The sequence below is a fragment of the Armatimonadota bacterium genome (assembly GCA_016223145.1).
Taxonomy (GTDB): domain Bacteria; phylum Armatimonadota; class Fimbriimonadia; order Fimbriimonadales; family Fimbriimonadaceae; genus Nitrosymbiomonas.
In genome coordinates this window covers 46,040-71,621 of record JACRPN010000023.1, presented here as the reverse complement: position 1 = coordinate 71,621, position 25,582 = coordinate 46,040, and the positions used below count along the sequence as shown (strand labels likewise).

Annotated in this window: 16 protein-coding genes and 1 tRNA gene; 10 read left to right on the top strand and 7 right to left on the bottom strand. The window is 61.7% G+C overall.

Features of this window, described 5'->3' with window-relative positions; translation table 11 throughout:
* Nucleotides 1-25 precede the first annotated feature (25 nt).
* Complete coding sequence (locus tag HZC36_16995; GenBank protein ID MBI5708682.1) at nucleotides 26-1,219, bottom strand: ammonium transporter; 1,194 nt, start codon at nucleotides 1,217-1,219, stop codon at nucleotides 26-28.
* A 220-nt stretch (nucleotides 1,220-1,439) separates the two neighbouring features.
* Entirely contained in the window at nucleotides 1,440-2,330 is an 891-nt protein-coding gene (locus HZC36_16990; protein ID MBI5708681.1) for an alpha/beta fold hydrolase, read from the bottom strand.
* 72 nt (nucleotides 2,331-2,402) lie between these two features.
* Between HZC36_16990 and HZC36_16985 the strand changes: the two genes are divergently transcribed.
* Nucleotides 2,403-2,750: an ASCH domain-containing protein gene (locus HZC36_16985; GenBank protein MBI5708680.1), complete on the top strand. Its 348-nt coding sequence runs from the start codon at nucleotides 2,403-2,405 to the stop codon at nucleotides 2,748-2,750.
* A 187-nt stretch (nucleotides 2,751-2,937) separates the two neighbouring features.
* On the opposite strand, the gene HZC36_16980 is transcribed toward HZC36_16985, so the two are convergent.
* A complete protein-coding gene (locus HZC36_16980) occupies nucleotides 2,938-3,858 on the bottom strand; it encodes a hypothetical protein (GenBank protein MBI5708679.1) in 921 nt (306 codons plus the stop codon).
* 47 nt (nucleotides 3,859-3,905) lie between these two features.
* On the opposite strand from HZC36_16980, the gene xylB reads away from it, so the two are divergent.
* The 7 genes from xylB to HZC36_16945 all read left to right on the top strand — a co-directional run bounded on the left by xylB (nucleotide 3,906) and on the right by HZC36_16945 (nucleotide 16,714).
* The gene (xylB, locus tag HZC36_16975; protein ID MBI5708678.1) at nucleotides 3,906-5,342 is read left to right on the top strand and encodes a xylulokinase; all 1,437 of its coding nucleotides are present in this window, start codon (nucleotides 3,906-3,908) and stop codon (nucleotides 5,340-5,342) included.
* 112 nt (nucleotides 5,343-5,454) lie between these two features.
* Nucleotides 5,455-7,203: a 30S ribosomal protein S1 gene (rpsA, locus tag HZC36_16970; protein MBI5708677.1), complete on the top strand. Its 1,749-nt coding sequence runs from the start codon at nucleotides 5,455-5,457 to the stop codon at nucleotides 7,201-7,203.
* A gap of 12 nt (nucleotides 7,204-7,215) precedes the next feature.
* Nucleotides 7,216-7,776: a dephospho-CoA kinase gene (gene coaE / locus HZC36_16965; protein ID MBI5708676.1), complete on the top strand. Its 561-nt coding sequence runs from the start codon at nucleotides 7,216-7,218 to the stop codon at nucleotides 7,774-7,776.
* A gap of 258 nt (nucleotides 7,777-8,034) precedes the next feature.
* The gene (locus HZC36_16960; protein MBI5708675.1) at nucleotides 8,035-9,810 is read left to right on the top strand and encodes a hypothetical protein; all 1,776 of its coding nucleotides are present in this window, start codon (nucleotides 8,035-8,037) and stop codon (nucleotides 9,808-9,810) included.
* A 106-nt stretch (nucleotides 9,811-9,916) separates the two neighbouring features.
* On the top strand, nucleotides 9,917-12,781 hold the full coding sequence (locus HZC36_16955; protein ID MBI5708674.1) for a hypothetical protein: 2,865 nt from the start codon (nucleotides 9,917-9,919) through the stop codon (nucleotides 12,779-12,781).
* Nucleotides 12,782-12,885: 104 nt separating this feature from the next.
* Nucleotides 12,886-14,886 carry a hypothetical protein gene (locus HZC36_16950; GenBank protein MBI5708673.1) on the top strand — a complete coding sequence of 667 codons (2,001 nt, stop codon included), beginning with the start codon at nucleotides 12,886-12,888 and terminating at the stop codon, nucleotides 14,884-14,886.
* Entirely contained in the window at nucleotides 14,870-16,714 is a 1,845-nt protein-coding gene (locus HZC36_16945) for a hypothetical protein (protein MBI5708672.1), read from the top strand. Before HZC36_16950 ends, HZC36_16945 begins: the two co-directional genes overlap by 17 nt.
* A 28-nt stretch (nucleotides 16,715-16,742) precedes the next feature.
* Here the strand turns inward: HZC36_16945 and HZC36_16940 are convergent, their stop codons facing one another.
* From HZC36_16940 to HZC36_16925, 4 genes are all read right to left on the bottom strand, one after another.
* Complete coding sequence (locus HZC36_16940) at nucleotides 16,743-18,479, bottom strand: hypothetical protein (GenBank protein MBI5708671.1); 1,737 nt, start codon at nucleotides 18,477-18,479, stop codon at nucleotides 16,743-16,745.
* Nucleotides 18,476-19,849, bottom strand: coding sequence for a VCBS repeat-containing protein (locus HZC36_16935; GenBank protein ID MBI5708670.1), 1,374 nt, complete (start codon nucleotides 19,847-19,849; stop codon nucleotides 18,476-18,478). The genes HZC36_16940 and HZC36_16935 overlap by 4 nt, the downstream gene beginning before the upstream one ends.
* A gap of 157 nt (nucleotides 19,850-20,006) precedes the next feature.
* Entirely contained in the window at nucleotides 20,007-21,503 is a 1,497-nt protein-coding gene (gene nadB, locus HZC36_16930; protein MBI5708669.1) for an L-aspartate oxidase, read from the bottom strand.
* A gap of 143 nt (nucleotides 21,504-21,646) precedes the next feature.
* Nucleotides 21,647-21,722, bottom strand: a tRNA-Ile gene (locus HZC36_16925).
* A 485-nt stretch (nucleotides 21,723-22,207) separates the two neighbouring features.
* Here HZC36_16925 and HZC36_16920 point away from each other — a divergent pair.
* Together HZC36_16920 and HZC36_16915 are read left to right on the top strand one after the other, a co-directional pair.
* Nucleotides 22,208-24,046, top strand: a complete 1,839-nt coding sequence (locus tag HZC36_16920; GenBank protein ID MBI5708668.1) for a 5'-nucleotidase C-terminal domain-containing protein — start codon at nucleotides 22,208-22,210, stop codon at nucleotides 24,044-24,046.
* On the top strand, nucleotides 24,043-25,521 hold the full coding sequence (locus HZC36_16915) for a glycosyltransferase family 39 protein (GenBank protein ID MBI5708667.1): 1,479 nt from the start codon (nucleotides 24,043-24,045) through the stop codon (nucleotides 25,519-25,521). The genes HZC36_16920 and HZC36_16915 overlap by 4 nt, the downstream gene beginning before the upstream one ends.
* The last annotated feature ends 61 nt before the right edge of the window (nucleotides 25,522-25,582 follow it).

Here is a 25,582-nt window from a genome sequence, read left to right as displayed (position 1 = left end):
TCCCACATCCGACATTCTGCATTCCTCACAAGTTGTATCCCGACTCTCCGTGGAGCGACAGGTCGAGGCCGATGGCTTCCTCCTCTTCGGAAGCTCGGACAGGGGTGAACTTGGCGATGATCTTTGTTAGAAGGTAGCTGGCCGTGAACGCAAACACGCCGACGACTCCAACGGCGAGAGCCTGCTTCAGCACAAGGCTCATCCTCCCGCCTTCGAGCGCCGTGGCTCCAGCCGGATTGGCTGAAGCACTGGCGAGAACTCCGGTCAGGATGGCCCCAAGTGCGCCGCCCGCGCCATGGACCCCCACAACATCGAGGCTGTCGTCGAACCCAAACCGCGTCTTGAGGCTCACGGCAAGCGCACAAACTCCGCCAGCGAGCAGGCCGATGAGGAGTGCGGCCCCAGGCTCGACGAACCCTGCCGCAGGGGTGATGCCGACCAACCCCGCTACCAGCCCGGAGGCCGCACCCAGCGCCGTCGGCTTGCCAAAGCGCACCCGCTCGACCACGAGCCAGCCGAGCAGGCCTGCGCCCGCAGCGAGTTGGGTGGTCAGGAAAGCTCGCACCGCCAAGTCGTTCACAGCATAGGCCGAGCCGGCGTTGAAGCCAATCCAGCCAAACCAGAGGAGCCCTGCACCAAGCAGGGTGAGGGTTAGGTTGTTGGGGAGGATTGGCTCTCTGTGCTCCAGGGCGCGCCTTCTTCCAAGGGCGATGCAGCAAGCCAGCGCCGAAGCGCCGCTCGCCAGGTGGACCACGGTGCCGCCGGCGAAGTCGAGGGTGCCCATCTTGAAGAGCCAGCCATCGGCATTCCAGACCCAGCAGGCAACGGGCACGTAGACGATCAGGAGCCACAGCGACGTGAACGCCACGTAGGCGCCAAACCGCATCCGCTCAGCGATCGCGCCGGAGATCAGACCCGGGGTGATGATGGCAAACATCATCTGGTAGAGCATGAAAAGCGCCTGTGGGATGGCGAGGCCGCTCTGCGCGTCCTTCACCGAGACCCCGCTTCCACCCAGAAAATCGAGTCCGCCGATCCAGCCCTTGGATGGCCCAAATGCGAGCGTGTAGCCCACAAGCACCCAGAGAACCGTGACCGTACCCATGAGCACCAAGCTGTGGAGCATGGTCGAGAGCACGTTTTGCCTTCGCACCATGCCGCCATAGAAGAGAGCAAGGCCCGGGGTCATGAGCAAAACCAGCGCGCTGGCGACGATCATCCAGGCGGTGTCGGCTTTGTCGACGGTGGCAGCCGGGCCGCCTTGCGCATAGGCCGGCGGAAAGGTGATGAGCCCGATCCCAAGGGACGAAAGAAACTTCCTCAAACCATGCCTCCCCAAAACGTCTGGAACGCTCCGCGACGCTGCGGGAGACTCGTCGGCGCCCCGCTTTTGGCGAGCGCCGGCCCCTCGTTGGGCACTATGCAGTTATGTACGAGGTTCAGCCCCAAATCGGCGCATCGACCTTTCCCGATTCGATCAGGCCATGTTCCTGGAGGAACTCCTCGATCGCCCCCAAGAACACCTCGGGCAGGACCCATCGGCCCTCGGCGTGGTCGCATCCCTGCAGCCAGACCAGCCGGCCATTCTCGCAGGCTGCCAAGTTTCTGGCGGCTTCTCCTGGGGGTGCGAGGCGGTCCTTCGAGCCGTGGAGAAGCAGCACCGGCATCGGGCCAATCTTCTTAAGGGCTGCCGCCACGTCGACTTTGAACGGGTTGACGCCCGTTAGGGGGACGGCAAGCAGAACGGTCGGAGCCATGAGCACTTGCAGAGCCCAGCCGCCCAGGAATCGCCACCATCCGAGCGTCGCCGAAATGAGGCGAGAGTACGGGCCGTCGAGCACGAGTGCTCGGATGCCTTCCGGTTGCTCGGCCGCACAAAACGCGCTTGCCGCTGCGCCCATGCTGGAGCCAAACAGCACAATCTCAGCTCCTTCGATCCTGCCCTTGGCCAGCTTTAGGCAGGCTTCAAGGTCCAGCGCCTCGTCCCTTCCGATCGTACACCTGGCCCTGCCGCTCTTGCCGTGTGCTCGAAGGTCGGGTAGAAGGCAGTTGTAGCCGCGCTGCCACAGCCAGACGGCGAGCGGCGCGAGCTCGGAGCGGTTCATCAGATAGCCGTGCGCGAGGATGGCCACGCGCTTGGAGCCCGGTCTGGCGATCCACCATCCGCGAATCCTGACGCCGTCCCGGGTTTCCATCTCGACGTCCGCTTGGGGAAGGCCGACACCTCCCGGAGAAAAAAAGAGCGGGATGCGCGTCGGGTGGGCGCTGTAGAGCACCGCGGCCACAAGGAGAAGCAGGTAAGCGGAAAGGACGACAGCCAGCCAAATCATGGATTGGCCCCGGATGGCGCCCGTAATGGAGGACGGGAAAGGGTCGTTTGGGTTAGAATCCTACCGAGCCTCATGTTTGCGCTGAACTTCTATACTGACCTGTACGGGGACCTGTTGCGCCACAACCGCAAATCGGCAACGATTCGGCTTGGCGACAAGTCGGCGAAGTACAGCAACGGCATGATCGTTTGGGTCACCGTTGGCCCCCGTTTTGGCCGCCGACAAAAACTTTTTTCGGCGATCATCGACCGAGTCGAGGTGAAAAAGGTCTGTGAGCTCTCGCCGCGCGACATCAAGGCTGAAAGCCCCGAGATTCGGAGCGAAGAGGAGATTATCGAGCTTCTGTCGCGCATCTACGGGGACTTCGTGACGCCCGAACACCTCATCACGATTATCTACTTCTCGCGCGTAGACGAGTGAAGCTTGTTGATGGCCCCGGCAGGGCGCGAATCTGGAGATTCGCGGACCTTGTGCGAGTCTGGAGACTCGCGTTCCAGACGATCTGTGAGGTTTGGAGTCCGTGGTGGTTTCGTTCCATATTCCGAAAAACCCAAAATCGGAAGCTCTTTGGACCTAGAGCCGAGATGTGAGCCTCGATTTGGGTCAATCAATCGCCCATCTCGGAAATCAGCGCGTGCCGCCACCCACGGACGCTGACGAGGCATGCGTCTGCATTGAGGGCTTGCAGGGAACGCTCCAGGATGAGCGCTCCAGCCGGCAGGGTCGCTTCCCGCCCAGGTTCGATGCCGATCAGGTCGCTTCGTTGCGCCAGATTCAGGGCGCTCAGGCGCGCGACTTCGAGAGAGATTTCGGCAAATCCGAGCCTGGCGCCGTGTACGCGGTCGGGCTCCCAACGGGGGAGTTTCTCACGGATGGAGACGAGGTTGGTCCCCGTCGCGCCAACGGCGACGGGGACGCCCTTGGCAGGTGGCGGCGGATTGGCCGTGAACTGATCGTCGATCAGAGCCGAAGCCAGAAGCAGATCCGGGCCAGAGGGGCACTCCGCTTGGAGCGGGCCGCTCATCAGCCCGAGAGTGCCAACCGGATAGCTGTTGCGGAACTCCTCGACAATGCCACCCGATTCGGTTCGAAGCGCGCAGACGATTTCGGTGCTCTGTCCTCCGACGTCGATCATGGCTAGAGATTCGATGCCCGCAAACATCGGATCCTGGGCCACAGAAAGCAGGCCGAGCCTCGCTTCGTCGTCCCCCGACAGCACGGCGATCGGCGTGCCTTGCGCTTCCGCCCTGGATAGGAACTCACCGGTGTTGCTGGCGATTCGGGCCGCCATGGTGGCCATGGCGCAGACCTCTCCGGCTCCTATCGCTGCTGCCGCTTTGAAGGCCGCGGCGACAGCAACAAGGGTTCGGGACATCCCTTCCTCCGAAAGGACTCCGGTCGCTTTCGTGTCGATGCCGAGACCCGTTACGGCGGACGATTCGCCCACCGGATGCCACAAAGCGCCGTCCCACTCCGCTACCGTCAGCAGGACCGAGTTGGAGCCCACGTCTATGACTGCCCGGCGCATCGCCGGATTGTACTGCGCCGGGCTGAACGTTAGGTGCAAAATGGGCCGTGGCGAAGTTCCTGGGTATCGACGTGGGCACCTCAGGGTGCAAGGTTCTCCTGATCGACGAGAAGGGCACACTCCTCAAGCAGGCCTCCGCCGAGTATCCGTTGGAGACCCCGAAGCCCCTCTGGACGCAGCAGAACCCCGAGGACTGGTGGCTCGGGGTACAGAGGTGCCTGCAGGAGATCGGGGAACCTCGGCCGGACGCCATCGGGCTCACCGGACAGATGCACGGGGCGGTCTTTCTGGACGCCAAAGGGGAGGTCGTCCGGCCCGCGATTCTCTGGAACGATCAACGCACAGTGGACGAGTGCGCGGAGATGGACCGAAAGGTCGGCCCAGAACGCATGATGGCGCTCACCTGCAACCCGCCTTTGACCGGGTTCCAGGCCCCGAAAGTGCTCTGGCTGAGGAACCACGAGCCGGAGAATTTCGCTCGCACCAAGCATATCCTCCTGCCCAAGGACTACATTCGCTATCGCCTTACCGGCGTCATGGCCACCGAGGTCAGCGACGCCAGCGGGACGGCTGCATTCGACGTGCCCAACCGGCGATGGTCTGAAGAGGTCTTGAGCGCCAATGCGCTCGGCCAGGGACTCTTCCCGGAGTGTTTTGAGAGCGATGTGGTGTCTTCGAGCACCGTAATGGGCGTCCTGGAGGAAGGCGTTCCCGTGGTTGGCGGAGGGGGCGACCAGGCGGCGGGCGCCGTGGGAACCGGTGCAGTCGTCCCGGGGGTGGTCAGCGTAAGCCTGGGCACGAGCGGCGTCGTGTTCACCGCGCTGACGTCGCCTTCCTACGATCCCAGCGGCGCGACCCACACGTTTTGCCATGCCAACCGCGCCTGGCACGCCATGGGGGTGATGCTGAGCTGTGGAGGCGCGATTCGTTGGGTGCGCGACGTGCTCTATGGGGGCTCGGGCTTCGCCCAGATGAACGCGGATGCCGCTACCGCCGAACAAGGCTCGCTGGGCCTCCAGTTCCTGCCCTATCTGGCGGGTGAGAGAACCCCCCACAAGGACCCCCACGCTCGCGGCGGGTGGGTTGGGGCGACGCTCGCCCACAGCCGAACGCACCTGGCGCGGTCGGCGTTCGAGGGGGTCACGTTTGGTCTGGCCGACGGCTTCGAGGTGCTGAAAGGGCTGGGCGCAAGCACGAGCGAGCTTCGCGTGACGGGGGGTGGGGCCAAGAGCGAGTTTTGGCTCCAAATGCTCGCCGACGTGTTCGGTGCGCCGTGCGTGACTCTCTCCGTGGACGAGGGGCCGGCGTTTGGGGCGGCGATTTTGGCGGGTGTGGGGGCGGGGGAATGGCCGGACACGGAGGCGGCGACAAAGCAAGTGGTCCGTGTGGCTTCGCGCGTGGACCCAAGTGGCGCCGACTACCGCCCGAGTATGGAGGCTTTCAGGGCGCTCTATCCGGCGCTTGCGGGTTGGTTCCGAAGGTAGCATTTGGCCTCAAGGCCACCTTGTGGCAACCATCAACAAACATTCAGCTATAATAGGGGACTTTGTGGGGCAGCGCCCCTTGTGAGCTTTCATGCCAACCGATGAAGAACTGATGTCAGCCGCCCCCGGTGATGCCGGCGAGACACCTGAACCGAATTCGACGGAAGAGGTTTCCTCCTCCGCCGCTGATCAACACCCGGCTCCCGAGTCGGCAGAACCCGTAGCAGCCCTCGTGCCGGAGGCGCCCGTGGCCGACGCCGAAGTGGTGCCTGCACCTGAACCTGAACCTGAGGCCACTCCCGAACCCGAAGCAGCGCCCGAGTCCGAGCCTGCCGCCGTTGAGCCGGCGCCGGAGCCAGAGCTTGAGCCGGTGGCGGCCGCACCTGCGGCCGAGCCAGAACCCGTGGCCGCCGCACCTGTGTCCTCCATGCCTGCCGAGCCCGAAGCCGAGCCGGTCGACGCCTCAGACGCCGCTCTGTTCGAAGCCGCTTTGAGCGCGCTGGACTCCCCTGACCAAATGGATTCCGGCCTCAAGAGGCTGACCAAGGGCGAGCGGATCGAAGCCACGGTCATCCAGGTCGAGCGCGACCGCGTATTTGTGGACCTGGGCACGAAGTCGGAAGGCATCGTCCCCATCGGCGAACTCACCGACGACAACATAGGCCACGCCTCCGAGCACGTCAAGGTTGGCGACAAGATCGACGTCATCGTTCTCAAGACCGAGAGCGGAGACGGCAACCCGATCGTCTCCAAAAAGCGCGCCGACTTCGAAAACGCCTGGCTGAAGATCGAAGAGGCTTTTGCCAAACAGACCCCGATCAACGCCCCGGTCATCGACCGGGTCAAGGGCGGCTTGGTGGTCGACATCGGCGTTCGAGGCTTTGTTCCGGCGACGCACGTGGGCACAGGCAAGCTGCGCAACATCGACAAGTACGTCGGCCAGACGCTCGAGTGTCGGATTCTGGAACTGGACCGCGAGCGCCGCAAAGTCGTGCTCTCGAACCGCCAAGCGGAAGAGGAGCGGCGCGGCCGAGCCAAAGAAGAATTGTTCGACACCGCCAAGCCCGGCGACATCCTGTCGGGAACGGTTCGCCGGCTCACCGATTACGGTGCGTTTGTAGACCTCGGCGGCGTGGACGGCCTGCTGCACATCAGCGAAATGAGCTGGATGCGCATCACGCATCCGCGGGAGATGTTCAAAGAGGGCCAGGACATCCAGGTCATGGTGCTGCGGCTCGACAAGGACCACGGCAAGATCAGCCTTGGCCATCGCCAGGTGCTTCCCGATCCGTGGAACCTGGTCCGTGAGAATTACCGTCCCAACCAGAAGCTCACGGTCACGATCAACCGGATCGTCCAGGCCGGCGCTTTTGTGAAGCTGCCCGAGGGCGCGGAGGCGTTCCTGCCGCTCAGCGAGATGTCGTCCCGCAGGCTGAAAAAGCCGCAGGAGGCCGTCTCTGAGGGCCAGGAGGTCGAAGTTCAGATTATCGACCTGAAGCCGGAGGACCGGCGCATGGTGCTCAGCATGAGGGCCATTGGGGGCGGGCCCTCGATGCCGATGCCCCAGGCGACTTTCGGCGATGACGACCGGGACAGCCGAAGGCTGGGCGCCGCCGGCAAGCGCGGCAAGAAGGTCAAGGGCGGACGGCGTCAGGAAGACGAGGACTTCGAGGACTACGCGATCGGCCGGCGATCGTTCGGGGGTGGCGGTGGCGTCACGATCGGCGAGCGGCTTGGCATGCTCAAGGGCTTTGGAACGCGCGAGGACGAGGAAACGCCTGAGGACGCCGAGGCGCCGGCGGCAGCTTCCGAGGCCCCTGAGGCTCCAGAAGCTCCTGCAGCGGAATCCGAGTCCGAGTAGCTCGGGACGGCCATGGACTTCGGTTGCCGAGCGCTTGCCGTCACCGGAGGCGCTGGAGAGGGCAAGTCCACCGTGCTTTCCTATCTGGCCGAAGCAGGCTGGAAGGTCGTCTCGGCCGACGACATCTCCCATAGGGTCTGGAAAGACCCAGGTTTTAGTTTGGCGCTCGCTGAGCTGTGCGGCAACGGCGTTCAGCCTAGCCGCGCCGAGGTCCGCAGGCGTGTCTTCAGCTCCCCTGAGTTCAGACGGAAGCTGAACGCGTTGGCGCACCGGCCGATCGTGGCTGCGATGCTCGCCGAAGACGCCGACGCCTACGAAGTGCCTCTTCTGTTTGAGTCGGCCCTGCATCCTCTGTTTCGTCGGGTCTGGGTGGTTTCATGCGGGGAGCGTGAGCAGGAGCGGCGCCTCACCGAAAGGCTCGGTGACGCGGAAGAAGCGCGGCTTCTGATCGCGTCGCAGATGCCCACGCGAGCGAAATGCGCATTCGCCGACAGGATCGTGCGAACCAATCTACCTGAGCCTGACGTCCGGTCTTATGTACTGAGAGTTCTGGCTGAGGACTTCGGTCAATAAACAACTTGGCGTGAAGCTGCCCGTGATGATATACTGCACGGGCCTTCTTGCAGCGGGCGTTTTTGAGTTTGCCAACGGCCAATTTCACTCGGATCTGTTCCGTGTTGGATAGGTTGACGGTCTGGAACGATGAATTCCGGCGAAACCGGAGCATTGTCCGAACTAAATGCGCCAGAATGCAAGGAAGCTGCCTTGAGTCAGTGATGGCTTTTGGCATGAGTGGTAACACCGAGGACTGACACAGGAGGACGCGTCATAGTGAGGCGGTTCATCAAATCGACTTTAGGGAGGGCGATCTGCAACGTGATGATCATGGCGTTGCTGTTGCCTTCATTTTCGTTTTTCACGGCAGGGCGAGTGGTCGCTCAGCTCCAACAAGCGCCGGCGTGGGCGGTCGTTAAGTTCGACGCCAAAGACCCCGCAGTGGGCGAGGCGGCGGCCGACGCAGTTCAAAGCGCGTTGGTGAAGATCCCCGGGATCGACATCACGCCGAAGGATTCCGTCGTGCGCACGATCGCCAGCCTTGGCTTGCAAGAGCCGATCCGGGATCGCACCAGCATGATGCGCCTTGGTGAAGAGCTTCGCGCCGCGACGATCGTCAACGGCCAAGTCATCGGGACGCGGATCACGAACTCGGGCGGCGGCAAGCGTGCGGAAGTGATTCTGCGCGTGGTCGTCAACGATGTGGCTTCGGGCCTTCCTGTCAACGGGGCGGCCGTTCGCGGCTCATCGAGTGTTCGAACAGGCGAAGCCGAAGACATGACGGTTTTGAACGAAGCTCTGGCAACCGCCGCGACGATGGCCGTAACCGAGATTCGAACCAAAAACCTTCCCACGGCTACGGTTCTGAATACCTATGAGGCTACAGCGTTGGTCAACCAAGGCACGCGCAGCGGCTTCAAGGTTGGGCAGGAGCTCATCGTGAACCGTGGCCGCCAGCAGGTGGCGACGGCGCGCGTGACCGACGTGGAGCCTGACAGCGCCATGATCAAGATCGAGCGCATGTACCTGGGTGTCCAGCCCGGCGACCGAGTCCGCGCGATCTTCGACGTGCCCGTGCCCCGCGAGGACTTCCCTGAGAACGGCGGCATCAAGGCCGCACAGGGTGCACGCAAGTCGGGCAAGACTGGCGACTTTACGACCCTGGCACTCGTGCTCCTGGGTGTGGCGCTGCTCTCCAAGAGCGGTGGCTTTACGCCAGCCAATGAACTGGCCGCCTCGGCGACCATGTATCCCGACTTCTCGGGCTCGCCGGCCGTCAAGCTCACCTGGAGAAAGGACGGCTGGGTGCGTGGCAGCCAGACTGCCGTGCAGTGGCAAGTCCGCCGAAGCGACATCCTGGGCTCACCCGTGATGGTTGTTCCCGGCGACTTCGGTTTCGCAGTGGACGACAACGTCGCTCGCGACATCTCGTACGCGACCTTCGACGGCATCGGCGACACGGGCACCTGCGTGGACAGCATGAGCACCACCGACGTGAACGTGGCGGGCGTGACCCCTGGCCGGCCCTACACCTATACGATCGAGCTCGTCTACAAGCTTCTCGCGATCGACTATCCTGGCGCAGGAAACGACGCGGATGGCTACTGCTTCTTCATCTCGAAGCAGGTGTCTGCCAAGGGCATCGCGACTCCTCTGGATCGCCCGGCGCTGGTTTCGCCATCGCCCAATGCGGTCGTCTCCACGGATATCCCCTTCACCTTCATCTCGGTGGTCAACCCGACCTATCCGATCACGGTGGAGTACATCCTGGAGATTTCGTCTGACCCGAACTTCCCCAAGGGCAAGGTCCTGGTTCCCGTCGCTCCGTTCACGCGAAGCGACACCGGCACCCTGAGCACCGGCAGCGTCTCTGGCCTGCTCGGAAAGCTCTCGGCCAAGTTCGGCACATCCCAAACGGAGTTCTATTGGAGAGTCGGTGCGAAGAACGTTGCCGACCGGCCCGGCCCTGCGGCCGATGCCAGCGGCTACAAGTACATCTTCGGCGCCAACCGACGGTTCACGCTGCCGTCGGCGCCTCCACCTCCACAGTAATCAGCCAGAACCCGTCAATTGGATGAAACCGTCAGTCCAGGGTCCCCGTCCAACCTACGGGTGGGGACCCTCCACCAAACAAATCTGACAGCGATAGGGAATGAACATGAAACCTCTGCATGGGAAGCTTGTAGCCATGGCGTCGTTTGCGACGCTGTTTGCTTCTGCCGCGTTTGCCCAAACCGGTGACTGGGATATCCAGTGCATCGACCCCGATAGAACAGACAGTCCTTATTCACCCGACTATGGGTTTGAACGTGTGGGCAACGCGCTCATGATCAACGCGGCAGGAGTATCAGGCACGGTCAACTATGGCGACGCGGCAAACAATGACGACTGGCCATGCTACATTGCCGCCCATGATCTTGCGCTCGTCGGCAGATTCGCGTTTTCCTATGGATCCTCTGGCAGTATTCAGGATCAGTTTCCGGCAGATCCTTCAAATGCTGGCTTTGTGGATGACGACATGACGCTCACCTTTGGCTTTCCGAGCCCAGTGGGTGCTATAGCGTTGGTCAACATCGACGGCAATGCCCATCCCCTTGGCGAAAACGGCTATAGCTTGGCTTTCGTCGGAGCTTCGAATCGTTACTACGTAGTCGAAACCACGATCGAAGGCATTTTCATCCACATCACCGGAACCGTCGCGGGCGATGCGGCCGTGCTCGACTGGACCTATCGCAACACCACAACAGACACGCACACGGTTGGGCTGTGGTTTGGCCATAGGATGGGGATGCTAACGAATTCGGAAGCGGTTTCGGATCGCAATGGTGCGAACCTGGCCGGCATCTCGACATTGGAGTCGCCGACTGTTTTTGGCAGGGGCCCTAAAGACACCTATGTGTATTTGCCCGGGACGCGGCCGCCCAAAGTCGACACGCGGTATCAGAGGTCCATTGATCCCGCAAACTTCCCCAACATAGTTGACATCTATTTTGGCCAAACAGCAGCTTATGGCTTGCGCGTCTTGAACGGTCCAGATGCTTCGACAACGGATCAAAAGACGGGACAAAGCGATACGGCGCAAGCTGACGAATTTGTTCTGGGCCACTCGTTCTTCTTGATGGGCAACGATTGGACCGATCCTCCCACCATGCCGGACTTCATCTTCGGCGACACGTTAACTCTTGATGACCTGGGATACATTCAGAAGTACCCTGAGACAGCCGTCCCAGCCAACAACGGAACGAAGCGGCTCACGCAGTTCTTCCGCAGCACGTGGGGCCTCTCGAATTATGTGAAGCCGTATTCGATCGTCGTGGACGCTCCCAAACTGGTGTCATTCGACAATGGCGGTGGCCAAGGCTCTCAGGATGGTCTTCGGCCGAACCCAATGACGATCCGCGTCTACATCGACAACTTCAACTATGCCGAGGTCAACAAGGAAATCGCTCTGAACGACGTGCGCATCACGCTCAACCTTCCTGCCGGCTTCCAAATGGCCAACGGCGAATCGAACGTGCGCGTGATCAGCCAGGTACTTCCGCTCGGAGTGAAGTTTGTGGACTTCACCGTGGAGGCCGACGGCCAAGTATATGGTGACCTGCCTTTCACCGTGACGGTCAACGATCCGATCACTCAGTCTCCTCGTACCCTCAACGGCAGCATCCAGGTGGCCTCGACGCCGAAGCTCAACCTGCTTGCAGGCGCGAACCTGATCACCCTTCCCTGGGACTTTAGCGACACCTCCATCGAATCGATCTTGAGCCCGCTGACCACGCCGGCCGACTTCATCGCCTACCGTTACGACCCCGTGAGCCAAGGCTATGTGGTCGCCACCAGCGTCGAGCGCGGCAAGTCCTACTGGGTCGTCGCCAACAATGACTATCCGTTCACGCCGCTCAGCAGCAACCCTCAGGTTCCCGCGGACATAGCGATTGGGTTCCTTCAGATCAACCTCAAATCGGGGTGGAACATGATTGGCAACCCCTACCCCTATCCGATCGCGATCGGGCAGTTGGTGGGTGTGACCGCCAGCAACCCGGGCAACGCCTATACGTGGGCTGAGCTCGTGCAGCAGGGCGTTGTCAGCGGCTTCCTCGCGCAGTACAACACGGCGACCGGCGACTACTCCTACATTCAGGGCTCCGACAGCCTGCTCCAGCCGAACACCGGTTACTGGGTGTATGTCGGCACGCTCCAAGACGTTACGGTCTCCTACCCCGCAGTCTTCTATCCTGCGTTGCCGGGATCGGCGCGCAGCTACAACGAGAAATGGGTCCAGAGCAACGAGCACTGGCGCCTGATGCTCTCGGCGCGCACGGCGACGTCGCTGGACGGCCAGAACTACATCGGACGCGTGAAGACCGCGGCAGACGCCAAGGCGAACACCGTGCTTGAGCCGCCGACGGCCTACGGCCACAAGGTGCAGCTCTCCATCGAGGAGACCGCTTCTGGCAAGACGACCCGCCTCGCACAGGCGCTCACCGACAGTTCGGCGCGTAAGGCCTGGAAGGTTGTGGTGACGGCTCAGGAGTCCGGCAACGTGACCCTGAACTGGCCGAACCTCAGCACACTCCCGCGCAACGTTCAGCTCCGACTGATCGACAGCGCGACCGGCGAATCGAGGAACCTGCGCCAGACCTCGGGCTACACCTACAGCGCTACCGAAGGCTCCACCCGCGTGTTCAGCCTGGAGGTCAGCTCGGGCACGTCCTTCACCAAGCCGGTGATCGGCAACGTGGTCGTGGCGGGCGGTGGACGTGGCTCCGGGACTCCGTTCTCGATCAGCTACACGCTCTCGAACGAGGCCAGCACAACGGTGCGCATCCTCTCCAGCGCCGGCAAGGAAATCTACACGGCCTCCCGTGGCCGAGCGGACCGCGCCGGTGAAAACACGGTGACCTGGGCCCTCCGCGACAACGCGAACAGGCTCGTGGCGCCGGGCGCTTACCGAGCCGAAATCCTGGCCGAGACGACTGAAGGCGTCCGCGTTCGACGCGTGATTCCGCTGAACGTCGTTCGATAGCCGAGGCTCCCAGCAGGATACAATGGGAGGTCAGGGATAAGCCCTGGCCTCCCAAGTTCTTTTGGGGTTCCAGAACCATGCCGCGCGACTGGTCCGTCGTTAGAATGATGAAAGCCCTTCGAATCGGGGTGGGATTGGTGCTGTTGCTCCTATTGGCAGCGGCCTCTTTCGCCGACACGGGCATCATCAAGCTCACGACCTTTCCTGGGATTACGGTCGCCGATGGACGCAGCACCATCACCATTTCCGCGCAAATCCGCGACACCACAGGACGGCTCGTAGCCGACGGCACCCAGGTGGTGTTCTCGACGACCCTGGGGAACTTCCGCGATCCGATCGTAACCACCGAGCGCGGCTACGCCCAAGTGGTCCTGGTTGCAGGCTCGATTTCGGGTGTCGCCAAGATCACGGCGAGCGCGCTGGCCTACAACGCCGTGACCACGGTGGAAGTGGAGTTTGTGGCCGATCGGGCGATGCTCGCAGCAGCCAACGACTACGTGGAAGTCGTTGCGCCGGAATACCTGATGTACTCCCTGGACCAAAAGGTCCTGGGCGGCTCCGGCCAAGGCGGGAAGGTCCACCTACAGTATCGCGAAGTCGAGATCACCGCGGACGACCTTCAACTCAACGTACCGGCCTACGAGGTCCGGGCGCGAAAGGCGCGTCTGAAATTCGGCAAGATCGACCAGGTCTTTGACGAGCTTTACTTCAAGCTGAACGAGCGCAAAGGCTACGGTTCGACGACCGCGCGGTCCATCGCGGCCGTCTCGGTGCAGCTTCACGGAGCGATGCTCGCCGTGCCGATCGAGCGCGAGCAGTACTCGATGTTCGAGGTCCACGCCGACGGCCTAACGAGGCCCAACGACCCAGTAGGCGATCAGCTCTTCGAGTTCGAAGACCTCAGCGAATCAGCCAGCGCCATCAACTCGAAGAAGGCTGTGGCGTTCCCCAGGAGGGAGATTCAGTTCCACAAGGCGGACGTCTATGTCGGCGGGGCCAAGCTGCTCACGCTGCCACTCTTCCAGGTAAGCCTTTACGGCCAGACACCCATCTTGACCGAGCAGGTCGTCAACGTCTACGACAACCAGATTTCGATCAATTATCCCCACTACCTTTCGCTCAAACCGGGGTTCACGTCGCTGCTGAGATTTCGGACCGGCGACCGCTACGGACGGGGTTATTCCACCAGTGGCGGGGCGTTTCTGGACTATGAGGTGGACTGGCACAAGGGCGACGACCTGGAAGGGAGTCTCAGCATCAACGGCCTTGCGCGCAAGGACTGGGGCCTGGGCATCCGCCATTTCCAAAAGATCGACGATCGCTCCACGTTCAACATCGGTCTGGAGCTTCCAGCGCACCAAAGCATTTCTGGCTCGGGCAGCGTCTCACGCCAGTTCAACGGGTTCACGATGTCGCTGAGCGGCAACAGCGCGCGGTCGCTGAAGGGCCCGACCTTCGACAGCAGTTCCTATGCGTTTGTGGCGGAGACCAACGGCTCTCAGATCGGCAAATCGCCATTCAAGGTCTACAACGGCATCACGGCGACTCAAAACAACACCCACACCGACTTTTACGATCGAAGCCAGTCGGCTTTTGGCGTCCGTTCGCGGTTGCAGATGACGCCGTGGAAGGTTGACTCTTCGTCGATGGTGAACTTCTCGTTCACGGTCAGCAAGCTCCAGGGCGAGAACACCCTGAAGGGGCTCACCTACTTCTCCGACGTCTCACTTTCCAAAAGGCTGGGAAGGAACGCTTCGACGGTGCTCACCTATAACTTCGCCGAAGACGGCTTCACGAACCAGGTCATCGGGCGGCACTCGTTGAGCATGCAGGCTTACTATTCCGCTGGACGCACGACGCTGTCGCTCTTTGGCAACAAGAGCCTGGACCTGGACCGGCTCACCTACTATGGGGACACTTCCTACCGCGTCAGCCAGTTTTGGAGGCTAAGTTACGCCTATACTTACAACCGCTACTTGGGAAGCTCCTACCTCGATGACAGTTGGATGTTGGCGTATCGGCTCGGCGGCCGAGATATTGGACTGGTGTATTCGCGTCAGACGAAACGCCTTGGCCTTCAGGTCCTTGGTGCTCCTATCGATTAGCCTCGTCCCGTCTGGGAGAGCCCTCGCAAGCCATGAAAGGGCGACCCTCGAGGTTCTGAAGGGCGCTCAAGTCTCGGGTACGGGTTTCGGCCGATTCGGCTATCAGGCGGGCGCTGCCATACCGCGATTCGAGGTGGACAAGAGGGGCTTCCGGGTCAAGCACTCCCAAGCCGACTGGTTCGCCTTCGACACGCCTGCTTCCCTTTGGCGGGTGACGGCGACCTCCGAGATGGGCCAGACGCTCTATCTGGGTGGCGGTGGAGGTACTCCTCAGAAGCTCAAAGTGGACCTTTTGGCGGCAGGTTTTCAACTCTACTATCAGAACGGATTCCGCCTCAAACTGGGCTCGCTGGCCGCGCCGTTTCTCAGTTGGTTCGAGGGCAGTGTGGGGCCAGGCGTGCCCACGCCGAAAGTCAATTGGGTGCTCGTCACCTTCCGCGACCAGCAGCCCCCGGTACTGTTTGGGTTTCCCGGCGAACCCGGCGCCGTTCAGCTTGATGGGCAGTCGGGGAACTGGACGCTGAAGACGACGGCCCCGTATTCAGGGTGGGTACGGGTCGTGGCGCCGATCGGTTTGGAGGGCTATTCGGCGAACAAGGCCGCCGACCTGGGGGAACTGGTCAATCGGGTCAAGGCAGACACGCAATTCAACAGTAGCTCCTTGCCCAAGCTCCTTTCCACTGTAGTCGAGGAGGACCTGAACGGGGTAACCGCCACCTACACCTTTGATCGCGAGGGCGCGGTCCTTCCCGATCCCGTGCTTCTCGCCTCGATGGGTGGCTATCCGATTAAGGTCACCGGCGCGACAAAGAGCCTTCGCATCCGAGACGAGATTGGCCCGGTGGTCGTGGCCCTGGAGAAGTCGCTCAGCATCCGGTTCCCGGTCAGACGGATCCCAACGGGGCGCGCCGTGGCGGTGGGGGAGGCCGACTGGGTCGCGCCGGCCACCGTCTCGTCCATCGACGTGCCGAGCGTTGTCGAGCTCGCGCTGGCAAATCTGGGCTGCCGGCGCGACTCGGGCGCGAAAGCGCTGGCGGAGGCGACGCTCGACGAGTACCTGCGCCAGGCGGCCTTTGAGGCTGAGCCCAACTCAGGCCAGCAGCTCCCCTACTCAGCATCTGGCAAGGGGCTCGACCTTGCGGCAGCCCACGCGCTTCTCATGCAATGCGCCATGAATGCCGACAAGGCCACGTCAGAGCCCAACTCGCTGTTGACTTCGGTCACTTGGAGGCGCGATTGGGCAACTTGGAGGATCTGGGCCAACAATCCAGTGCTCATGCGACGCGCGACCGCGTTGGCAGCCCTCGCAGCGGCTCTCTGCCCAGAGAAGGAGCGTAGGCTCGATGCCGCAATGCTTCAGGCGGGGCTTGCGGCAGAGAGGGGTTTGCAGGTTTGGCGGCACACGGCCCTGGGAACGGACGGCGCGCCTGAGTTGATCGAACCTTTGGAAGGCGCGCGAAACGCGATCTTTGCGATGGCGAGCCGCGCGCCCGCGGACGAGCTTCTGCTGAAGATGCTTCAGAGCGAGGTGCGGGTGTATGGCGACGCGGCGCTCGCGGCAAAGAACGAGGGCCCCGGAACCGTGCTGCAGTTCGACGCGGCTTCCGCAGAACCCAAGACGCTCGTGCTGGCCTCTGGATACCCCTTGACGGTCACTGCCGGCACGAACCTCACGCTCCTTAACGTTCAGGACGCTCTGGGATTTACAATCATTAAGTACCGCGCCTCGGCGCCAGGAAGGTGCGAACTGATCCTCCAGATCCCGCCCTGGGCCAAGCCGCTTCCGTCCGCTGTCCCCCTTCCCCGATATGCGGAGATAGCTCGGTAGGGGGCGTGTAGCCGCAGAAAGCAGGGAACTACCGGGCGTACGTCCAGCCGATCTCGTTGCTGGATAGCTGCCAGCCGGACGGGAAACGGCGCGTTGCGAACGGATACCAGGTAACTCGAAGTCGCAACCGGCCCGTCGACTGATCAACGAAGCGATTGGGACTACTCAAGGAAAACGTGCGCGTAACGTCTGTCGTCGTCATTGAAGAAGACCCGACCTGTACGAACTGGCCCAGCACTACGTCGTACATCTCTGCGATCTGCACGATCTCTCGGATGTTCGTGTGGCCGGTCAACCTAAGGGACAGCGAGGCTACTTGGCTAAGGGGCAATACGCCCGAGCACTCCACGATCACCGACGGCCGCCCCCGAACGACGGCCGAGACTCCGTCTCTGAGCCGCACGTTGGTGATGGGGCCACTCACCAGTAGCCCCTTGACCAGCACAGCGGTATCCGGAACGACTTGCGAATCGTCCATCGAGACCGTCCCGTTTTCAGTGCCTGCCAAGCCGGTCATAAAGAAGCGATTCACGCCATCCCAAGCTGCAGACCCCAGGTCGTCGTCGGCGTTTCCGGAGTCCCATAGGTTTCTGGAGCACTCCAGGCCGTCTGACGCCCAGCGAACCGCCATGAAGTCCAGTCCGGCACTCCCGCCGTCTCCAGTGCCAAGCTCGAACAGATTGCCCGCGGTGTCCAGGAACACTCTTTCGGCATGGTCGCATGCGTTGCCTGCGCTACTCGCAGTTCTGGCCCAAACCTGACTTCCTGCTTCGCTGAGCTTAACGGCCAGGAAATCCTCTCCGCTGTCAGCACTTCCAGTCCATCCGCCCAGCGCGAAGCCTAGTCCTGGTTGATAGGAGACGGAATTGAAGCCGTCTGGTGCTTCCTCGGGTCCAGAATATTGGGCAACCCAAAGGGCCGTACCATCAGAGCCGTACTTAATGGCGCATCCGTCCGAATTGCCGCTCCCGTTCATGGTTTGGCCCACAGCCACGGGCCCGTTGCCGACATTGGCACAGCCAAGGAACTGGTCCGGACCATGGCCTCCGTCGAAAGTCCTGAGCCAAAGGAGGTCTCCTGCAGGGCTCAGCTTTGCTACGAGGGCATCTCGGTTTGAAGGCAATGGCTGGGTGTACCCCACCCCAAAGACCGATCCGTCAACGGCTATGGCGAGAGACCGGACTTCAGAGCGAGCATTGCTTGCGCCTATCTCCCGTCGCCAGAGGACCGTACCGGATTGGCTGAAGTGCGTGACCACTCCAAGGACTGTCGCCGAATTGGGAGACGTCAAGCCACCCGCATAGACGCCGCCACTGCCATCAGGCGCCAGACAGTAATAGCGCTCACTGTAGGTCTGAACGATCGAATACTGGCTGGCGAGGCTCAGCGAATTGGAATAGGATCGAACAATTGCGGTCTCCTTGGCCGTGTCGTTGTGTGCGTAGCCGGCGACCCAGACACTTGAGTTCGTGGAGAGAGTGATTGCCATGGGCTCGTCCTGCGAGCCCACTCCGTTGGTCACCTCACTGAGGAGCGCTCCAGCGGCGTTGTATTTGACAACGCAGAACGAGCTCTTGTTGTTCGCTTTGCTCCTGACTAGTGCAAAGCAGGTTCCGTCGGGGCTGAGCACGATTCCTCTTCCCAACTTCGGGACGGCAACGCCGCCAGGTCCGGTGTAGAGAGCCGACCATTTCGTTGTGAGTTGGCCTTGGACTGTTGCACCGAAGAGGCAGCAAACGCTCAATGTGGTGATGAGCTTTTTCATGGGATCACCGGATAGGTAAAGATGTGACGGGGGCTGCCGCCAAACTGGCCCCAAAGAACGGGACCGTAATGAGGCCCTTTGAGGTCAAACGCCCACACCGTGTCCATGAAGGCGTCCGTGTCAAAAACTGGCGCGTATCGCCTGACCACAAGGTCAGTCCGTCCATCGCCTTCGAGGTCTGCCATCGCAATGGTCGCCTTAGTGAGTCCAATCCCGGTGGTATCGGGAAGAGACTTGGGAAAGCCTGGAATCAGGGACCCATTTGCCGAGTAGGCGTAGATTTCGGTAAGAAAGCCAGACGAAGAAAAGCAGATGTCAGGGGACCCATCGCCATCGATGTCTCCAACGATGGGGACTGCCCGACTGACCACACCTGGATAGCTTACAGGCCAACCTGGCATCGAGCTGCCGGTGCCCCGAACAACATCAATCTTGCCTTCGGTCTGAACGATGATCTCAGCCCTACCGTCGGCATCAATGTCTGCCAATGCAGGGCAGGGGATGTCATCACCATCTTGGTAACTGCTTAGTGGAATGACTCTCTTCGTGGCGCCGTTGGGACCGATCAGAAGAACGGATGCATTACTGCCGGACATCCCCTGCGGCCGCAAAAAGACGACTTCGGGTTGCGGATCGTCATCGACGTTGCCGACAACGATTGGCGTCCTGTAGTTTGGCGAACTGAAGGACAGAGGCCACCCGGGAACGGTGCTTCCATCGAGTCGAAAGGCAAAGAGCTTGCGGTCCGTTGAGTTTGGCCGCGCCGCGACAATGATCTCAGGGGAACCGTCAAGATCAATGTCTGCAACGCAGACGGTACTGACTCCATAGACGCTCGTGTCGGTAACGGGCCAACCTGGCATCACTGCCCCATTGGCTCGCCGAACGTATAGTCTTGCCCCGATATCCACGCCGTGAACGATCTCCATTTCGCCGTCGCCATCAAAATCGAAGAGTGCTGGGATGCCGATCGATGGAAATCCTATGGAGAAATAATCCACAAACCTCCCCGCGCGCAAGATTGAAGAGAGCGTGATGGAGCCGCTCGCAAGCGAAGCATCCGCGATGACTTCAAGGCCAGGGTGCTGCAAGGAAAGCTCGCCAATAGACAGTCCGTTGTTTAGCGTTGTCGAGCTGCTGATCAGGTTCCGGGTGGTTGTGCCGTCGCTCCTGATACCAACCACTTCGATCAAGCCCAACACGTTGCGGCGCTCCACGATGATCTCTAGGTCCGGCTTCAGGTCCACATTGCCTATGGCGATAAACTTGTGGCCAGACAAGTCATGAGCTTTGATGAAGCACTGAACCGGAAAGCCTGGCTTAAGGTCCGGGTCGCCTGCGTCCACAGCAGAAGACAGTGAACAGGTCAACAGTAAGAGGCAGACTATACGTGGCGTGCTGTGCCCGGCAAATGCCCTCATGTTCCTGATACTAACACGGGCTGGTATGTGTAACGGGCCTTTCGTTACCAGGTTTTCGTATTCCTGACTTCGAAGTACAGGATCACAATCTTGCCGATTCCTCGGATCAAATCAGATCGGAGTTAAAGTGCAGACCGACGTTTTCGCCCCGGCTAAGCGCGCCGGACACCACATGGCGAGCGGCCAAGAGCAGGTTGCGCGTCTCCAAGGGGTAAGGAGAATAGGGCGCGCCTGTCTTTGAGTCGTACTCCTTGATGAGCCTTTCGATCTCCTTGGCGGCTTCCCTGAGACCCGCCGTGGTGCGTACGATACCCACGCGTTCGGTCATCGCGTGCTGGAGCGCCCGGCGAAGCTGGACAGAATCGGTCTCTGCCATGCAGCGGGGCTGAGTAGGCTTGGGAAGCGCTTCGCCTAGCTCGGGCTCAGAAGCAGCAGCTGCGGCCCCTGCGCGGGCATAGACGATGGCTTCGAGGAGGCTGTTGCTCGCCAGGCGGTTGCCACCATGCACACCGGAGGAGGCGACCTCACCGGCGGCATAGAGTCCCGGCACGCTGGTCTTGGCGTCCAGATCAGTGGCGACACCGCCGCAGGAGTAATGCTGAGCGGGGACGATCGGCGCCCACTCCTTGTCGAACTCCAGCCCGACGCTCTTCAGCTTGGCGTAGATCGTGGGGAACTCCTCTTCGACCTTTCCGGGCGCGAGGTGGGCCAGGTCCAGGTACACGCACCACGTTTGCAGACGCTTCATTTCGGCGTCGATAGCGCGCGCCACGATGTCGCGAGGGGCGAGTTCCAGGCGCTCGTCGTAGTCGTACATGAAGCGTTTGCCGAAGTGGTTTCTCAGGGTTCCTCCTGCGCCGCGGCAGGCCTCGGAGATCAGATACCCACGAAGCTGCGGGTGATAGAGCGTCGTCGGATGGAACTGCATGAACTCCATGTTCGCGACCTTGGCTCCCGCGCCGTCGGCAAGCGCGATGCCGTCGCCAGTTGCGACACGAGGGTTTGTGGTGTGCTGATACATGACGCCGCAACCGCCAGTTGCGAGCAGTGTGGCGCGGGCATAGAATGCGGTGAGGCCGAGCCCTTCGATCATCGCGGCAGCGCCCACGCACCGGCCCTTATGAACGAGCAACTCTGTCACGAAAGCGTGCTCAAGGACGTGGACGTTTGGATGGGCCCGGACCGCGGCGATGACCGCGCGCTCGATCTCGGCTCCGGTTTTGTCCTTGTAATGGACGATGCGCTTGCGGCTGTGGCCGCCTTCGAGGCCAAGGGACAGCTCGCCTTTGGGGGATTCGTCGAACCGGGTGCCCACTTCGAGCAGCCAGTCGATCGCTGAGGGCGCGTTCTGCACGAGGAACCTCACGGCGGCCGGGTCGCAGATTCCGGCTCCTGCCACCAGGGTGTCGCGCTCATGGAGTTCCCAGGAGTCTGCTTCGCCGACAGCGGCGGCGATGCCGCCTTGGGCAAAGCTGGTGTTGGCATTGTCCGCTTCGGCCTTGGTGATGACGCAGACCGTGCCGTGTTCGGCGGCTTCCAATGCGAAGGCAAGGCCGGCGAGCCCGCTGCCGATGGCGATGAAGTCGTAGCGCTCAGAGGTCATAGTAAGGGAGGTGAGAGTGGTGAGAGTGGTGAGAGTGGAAGGAATGGTGAGAGTGAAAGTATTGAATGAACCGTTCTCATCATCCCCTCATCCTCTCAGCCCTTCCGAAATCGTAAATCCCAAATCGCAAATCGTAAATCCCTTGGTGGGCCCGCCGGGATTCGAACCCGGGACCAAGCGGTTATGAGCCGCACGCTCTAACCTCTGAGCTACAGGCCCTCCAGGAGTTCAAGGATACCTTCCGGGGGAGGTCAGGGCCGTTCAAGAGTCAAAGGCCCCCTCACCCGGTCCCGCAAGGCGCGGGATCTTCGATTCGCTACGCTCCCCGATGGAACCGGGGCAGGCACCGAACTCTCCCAAAGGGGGCGAGGTGGTGTGAGCCCCTCCCTTGGTTTTGCGCAGCGAAACTGAGGGAGGGGTTGGGGTGGGAGACATAGGGACAAGGCCCCCTCACCCGGTCCCATAAGGCGCGGGATCTTCGATTCGCTTTGCTCCCCGATGGAACCGGGGCAGGCACCGACCTCTCCACAAGGAGGCGAGGTGGTGATACAACTCATCGCTCATCGCTCGCCGCGCATTGCCGGTCACATATCGTCCCTCTCTCAACGCGTGTTTCGCATCGCGCATCGCCCTTCGCTTCTTGCTTTCAAAGCACAGGCAATTCCCCGCACTCCAAGGGGACTCCCTTGGGTATACCGCTACCCATGCGCCATCGTCTTTGCTTCTCGCTACGCTGCGTGCTCGGCGTCGTCTGTGTTCTCGCTTCTGGGGCGGCTCTCGCGGACCAGTTCACGATGACCATCCTGCACACGAACGACATGCACGCGCATGTGGAGTCCACCCGCATACGAGGGAAACTCTATGGCGGCTACGCGAGGCTGGCAACCCTTATTCGGAGGTACAAGGCCTCCGATCCCAATCCGATCCTCCTGAACGGGGGCGACACCTTTCAGGGAACGCTCTATTTCAATGTGTATGAGGGCCTCGCAGACGCGGCGTTTATGAACTACGCCGGCTTCGCGGCGATGGCGGTAGGAAACCATGAATTCGATCGTGGTCCCAAGGCGCTTGCGACCTTTGCAAAGTCCCTTTCCTTTCCGTTACTTGCCTCAAACCTCGACGTCTCCGCAGACAAAGACTTGAACGGTTACATCGCCGGTGGAGCGACCACGTGGGTGGGCAAGGAGCAGATCGCGATCGTCGGCGCTGTGACTCCCGAACTGCCTTCGATCAGCTCGCCGGGGCCCAATGTCCGGATGCTCGAGCTGGTTAAAAGCTGCCAGACCAACATCGATGCCTTTCGTAGCTCGGGGATCAACAAAATCATCCTGGTCACCCACGTCGGCTATAGGGAGGAGGTCGAGCTGGCGGGCAAGCTGAAGGGCGTTGATGTGATCGTCGGCGGGCACAGCCATACGCTTCTCGGAGACATCAAGGTGGACGGCTTTTCGGGTTCGGCGGGGCCCTATCCGACCGTGACGAAGAACGCCGACGGCGACACAGTGCTGGTTGTGCAGGCGCACGATTGGGGCAAGCTTCTCGGGCGGATCAAAGTGGTCTTCGACGAGGCAGGGAAGGTGGTGAAGTGGTTCGATGCCGCGCCGATCTTGGTGGACGAATCGGTGCCAGAGGACAAGACCTTTCTTTCGATGATTGCCGCGCTGAAGAAGCCGATCGCGGATCTCGCGAACAAGGAGGTGGGACAAGCGCCCAGGGGGGTCAAGCGCGCCCAGAACGCGGCCGGCGAGAGCCCGATGGGGAACATGATCGCGGACGCGATGCTCGAGGCAACGCGGGCCCAGGGGGCGGTGATGGCCTGTATGAACGCCGGCGGGGTTCGAGGCGACCTGGAGGCCGGGACGATTACCTATGGGGCCGCAATCGCAGTCCAGCCGTTCAACAACACGCTGGTGCTGCTGGACGTGACGGGCGCGGAACTCTTGGCGGCTTTGGAGCATGGTGCGAGCGTCAGCGGGTTCCTGCATATCTCGAAGGGAAGCGCTTACACCATCGACAAGAACAAGCCGGCGGGGCAGAGGGTCTCAAACGTCGTGGTCGGGGGTGAGAAGCTCGACCTTGCCAAGACCTACCGGGTGTGCCTGAACAGTTTTGTGGCGGGCGGCGGCGACGCGCACGAGGACCTGAAGAACGCGAAGGGTCGACGCGTGGATACCGGGATGCTGGATATCGACGCGCTGCTCGAGTACCTAAAGAAGCACAGCCCCGTGGACCCGCAAGTGGAGGGGAGGGTGAAAGCAGGAGGCGCTGTCGTTTGGGGTGCGTCTGATCTTTGGAGTGCGGCGACCTGGCGCCGCGTTGGCTCCGGCACTTTCGGCCCCGCGTCGAAGGTCGCCCTTACAGGGCTAACTGAGGGGTGGCGGCTTCGTCCCAGGGCTACGCCCTTCGCTTCAGCAGAGCGGCCCCTTGGGCCTTCGGACGCTCCATCTTTCGTTCCCTTCGGCCTGGAGAATCGCTGTAGGTATGCGGTCGGGTCACTTGCCCTCAATAGGGTCGGTGGCCCTGCCCGGCAAGGAGCGCGTTGACCCTCGAAGCCCAGAATGAGGCTCGGGAATCGGGCAGCAGGAGAACTTGGCTGCTCTGGCTCGCCGTTGCCTCATTGCCCTTGATGGGTTTCTGGCTCTACGGGCTGTTCGACCTCGATGAGGGTTTCTATGCCGCCGTGACCTCAGCCATGTTGCGGAGCGGTGATTGGATCACCCCACACTACAATGGTACGCCTTGGTTCGAAAAGCCGATCCTGCTCTACTGGTTCTCGGCGCCCAGCGTGGCGGCTTTCGGCGAATCGGTCGGGCCGAGGCTTCCTTCGGTGCTGGCGACGATTGGGCTGGTCGCGCTTTGCGGCGGGTTCGTGCGGCGGCATTTCGGCGAGGGTTCGGGCCGGGCGGCGATGGTCGTGCTCGGAACCTCGCTCATCACCGCGCTGGTCGGCCGGATGATGCTGGTTGACCCGCTCCTGGTCTTCTTTTTTGCGGCGGCGATGCTCTGCTGGTGGCGTTCGCTGCGGGACTGTGGACGTTGGCGGCTGTTGGCCGGCGCATGCCTTGGGGCTGCGGTGTTGGCCAAGGGACCCGTGGCGATCCTGCTATTCGGGGGCATCTGGCTGTGGACGTTATTGGCTGAGAAGGAGCTTCGGCCCTCCATCCTGAACTGGGTGGACAACCTCGGCGCCTTCGTCGTGATGGCGGCGGTGATCGCGCTGTGGTACTGGCCTTGTTGGATGGTGAACGGCGACCGGTTCGTGCAGGACTTCCTGATTGCACAAAACATCGGGCGATTTACGGGCGGGGACCAGGCGCACAAGGTGCCAATCTGGTCGCATCCGATCTACTTCCCAGTGGTGCTGGCGGTGGGGATGCTTCCCTGGTGGCCTTTCGTGGTGCGGCGCGTTCGGCCCGCACAAGAAGCCGCCGATGCATCGCAGGATGAGGTCGAACGGTTCCTTTGGCGGTGGTTCTGGGTGGTGCTGGTGTTCTTTTCGATCAGCGGGTCCAAGCTGCCGCACTACATCTACCCGGCGGTGCCGGCCCTGGGGATGGTCCTTGGGACAAGACTCGCGGGCAAGAAGCCATCAGTGTTCATCTCAAGGCCGGCATTCGGAGTCGTGTTCATGGCTCTGATGCTTGCGGTAGTCGCCACCAGTGCCGGGCTCGGGTATTACCGCTCGAGCGGGCAGGCCGAAGTTCATTCCCTCGCTACACGGGCAAGGTCGCTCGGTGGAGACGTCGTGGCCTTTCAGATGGGCCGCAGGACCAAGGACCGCGGTACCGGCAAGCTGAAGGTAATGGAGACGAGCCTGCCCTCGCTGGAGTTCTATGTGAACCGCGTGGTGCCACAAGTCGAGGACTTTGCTCTCGTCCTCAAGAACCCCCAGCCCAGCCTCATATTGACCCGAGTGGGCCGCATCGGCGAGCCGGAGCTCATCCAGGTCGGCGTCGCGGGCCGCAACATCTGGTGCAAAGAGCGGGGAGACAAGTACGAACTCTGGGAGTTGAAGTAACCCCCCTCCCTTGGTATTGCCGGGGAAAGGGAAGTCTGGAAGCCCCTCCCTCAGTTTCGCT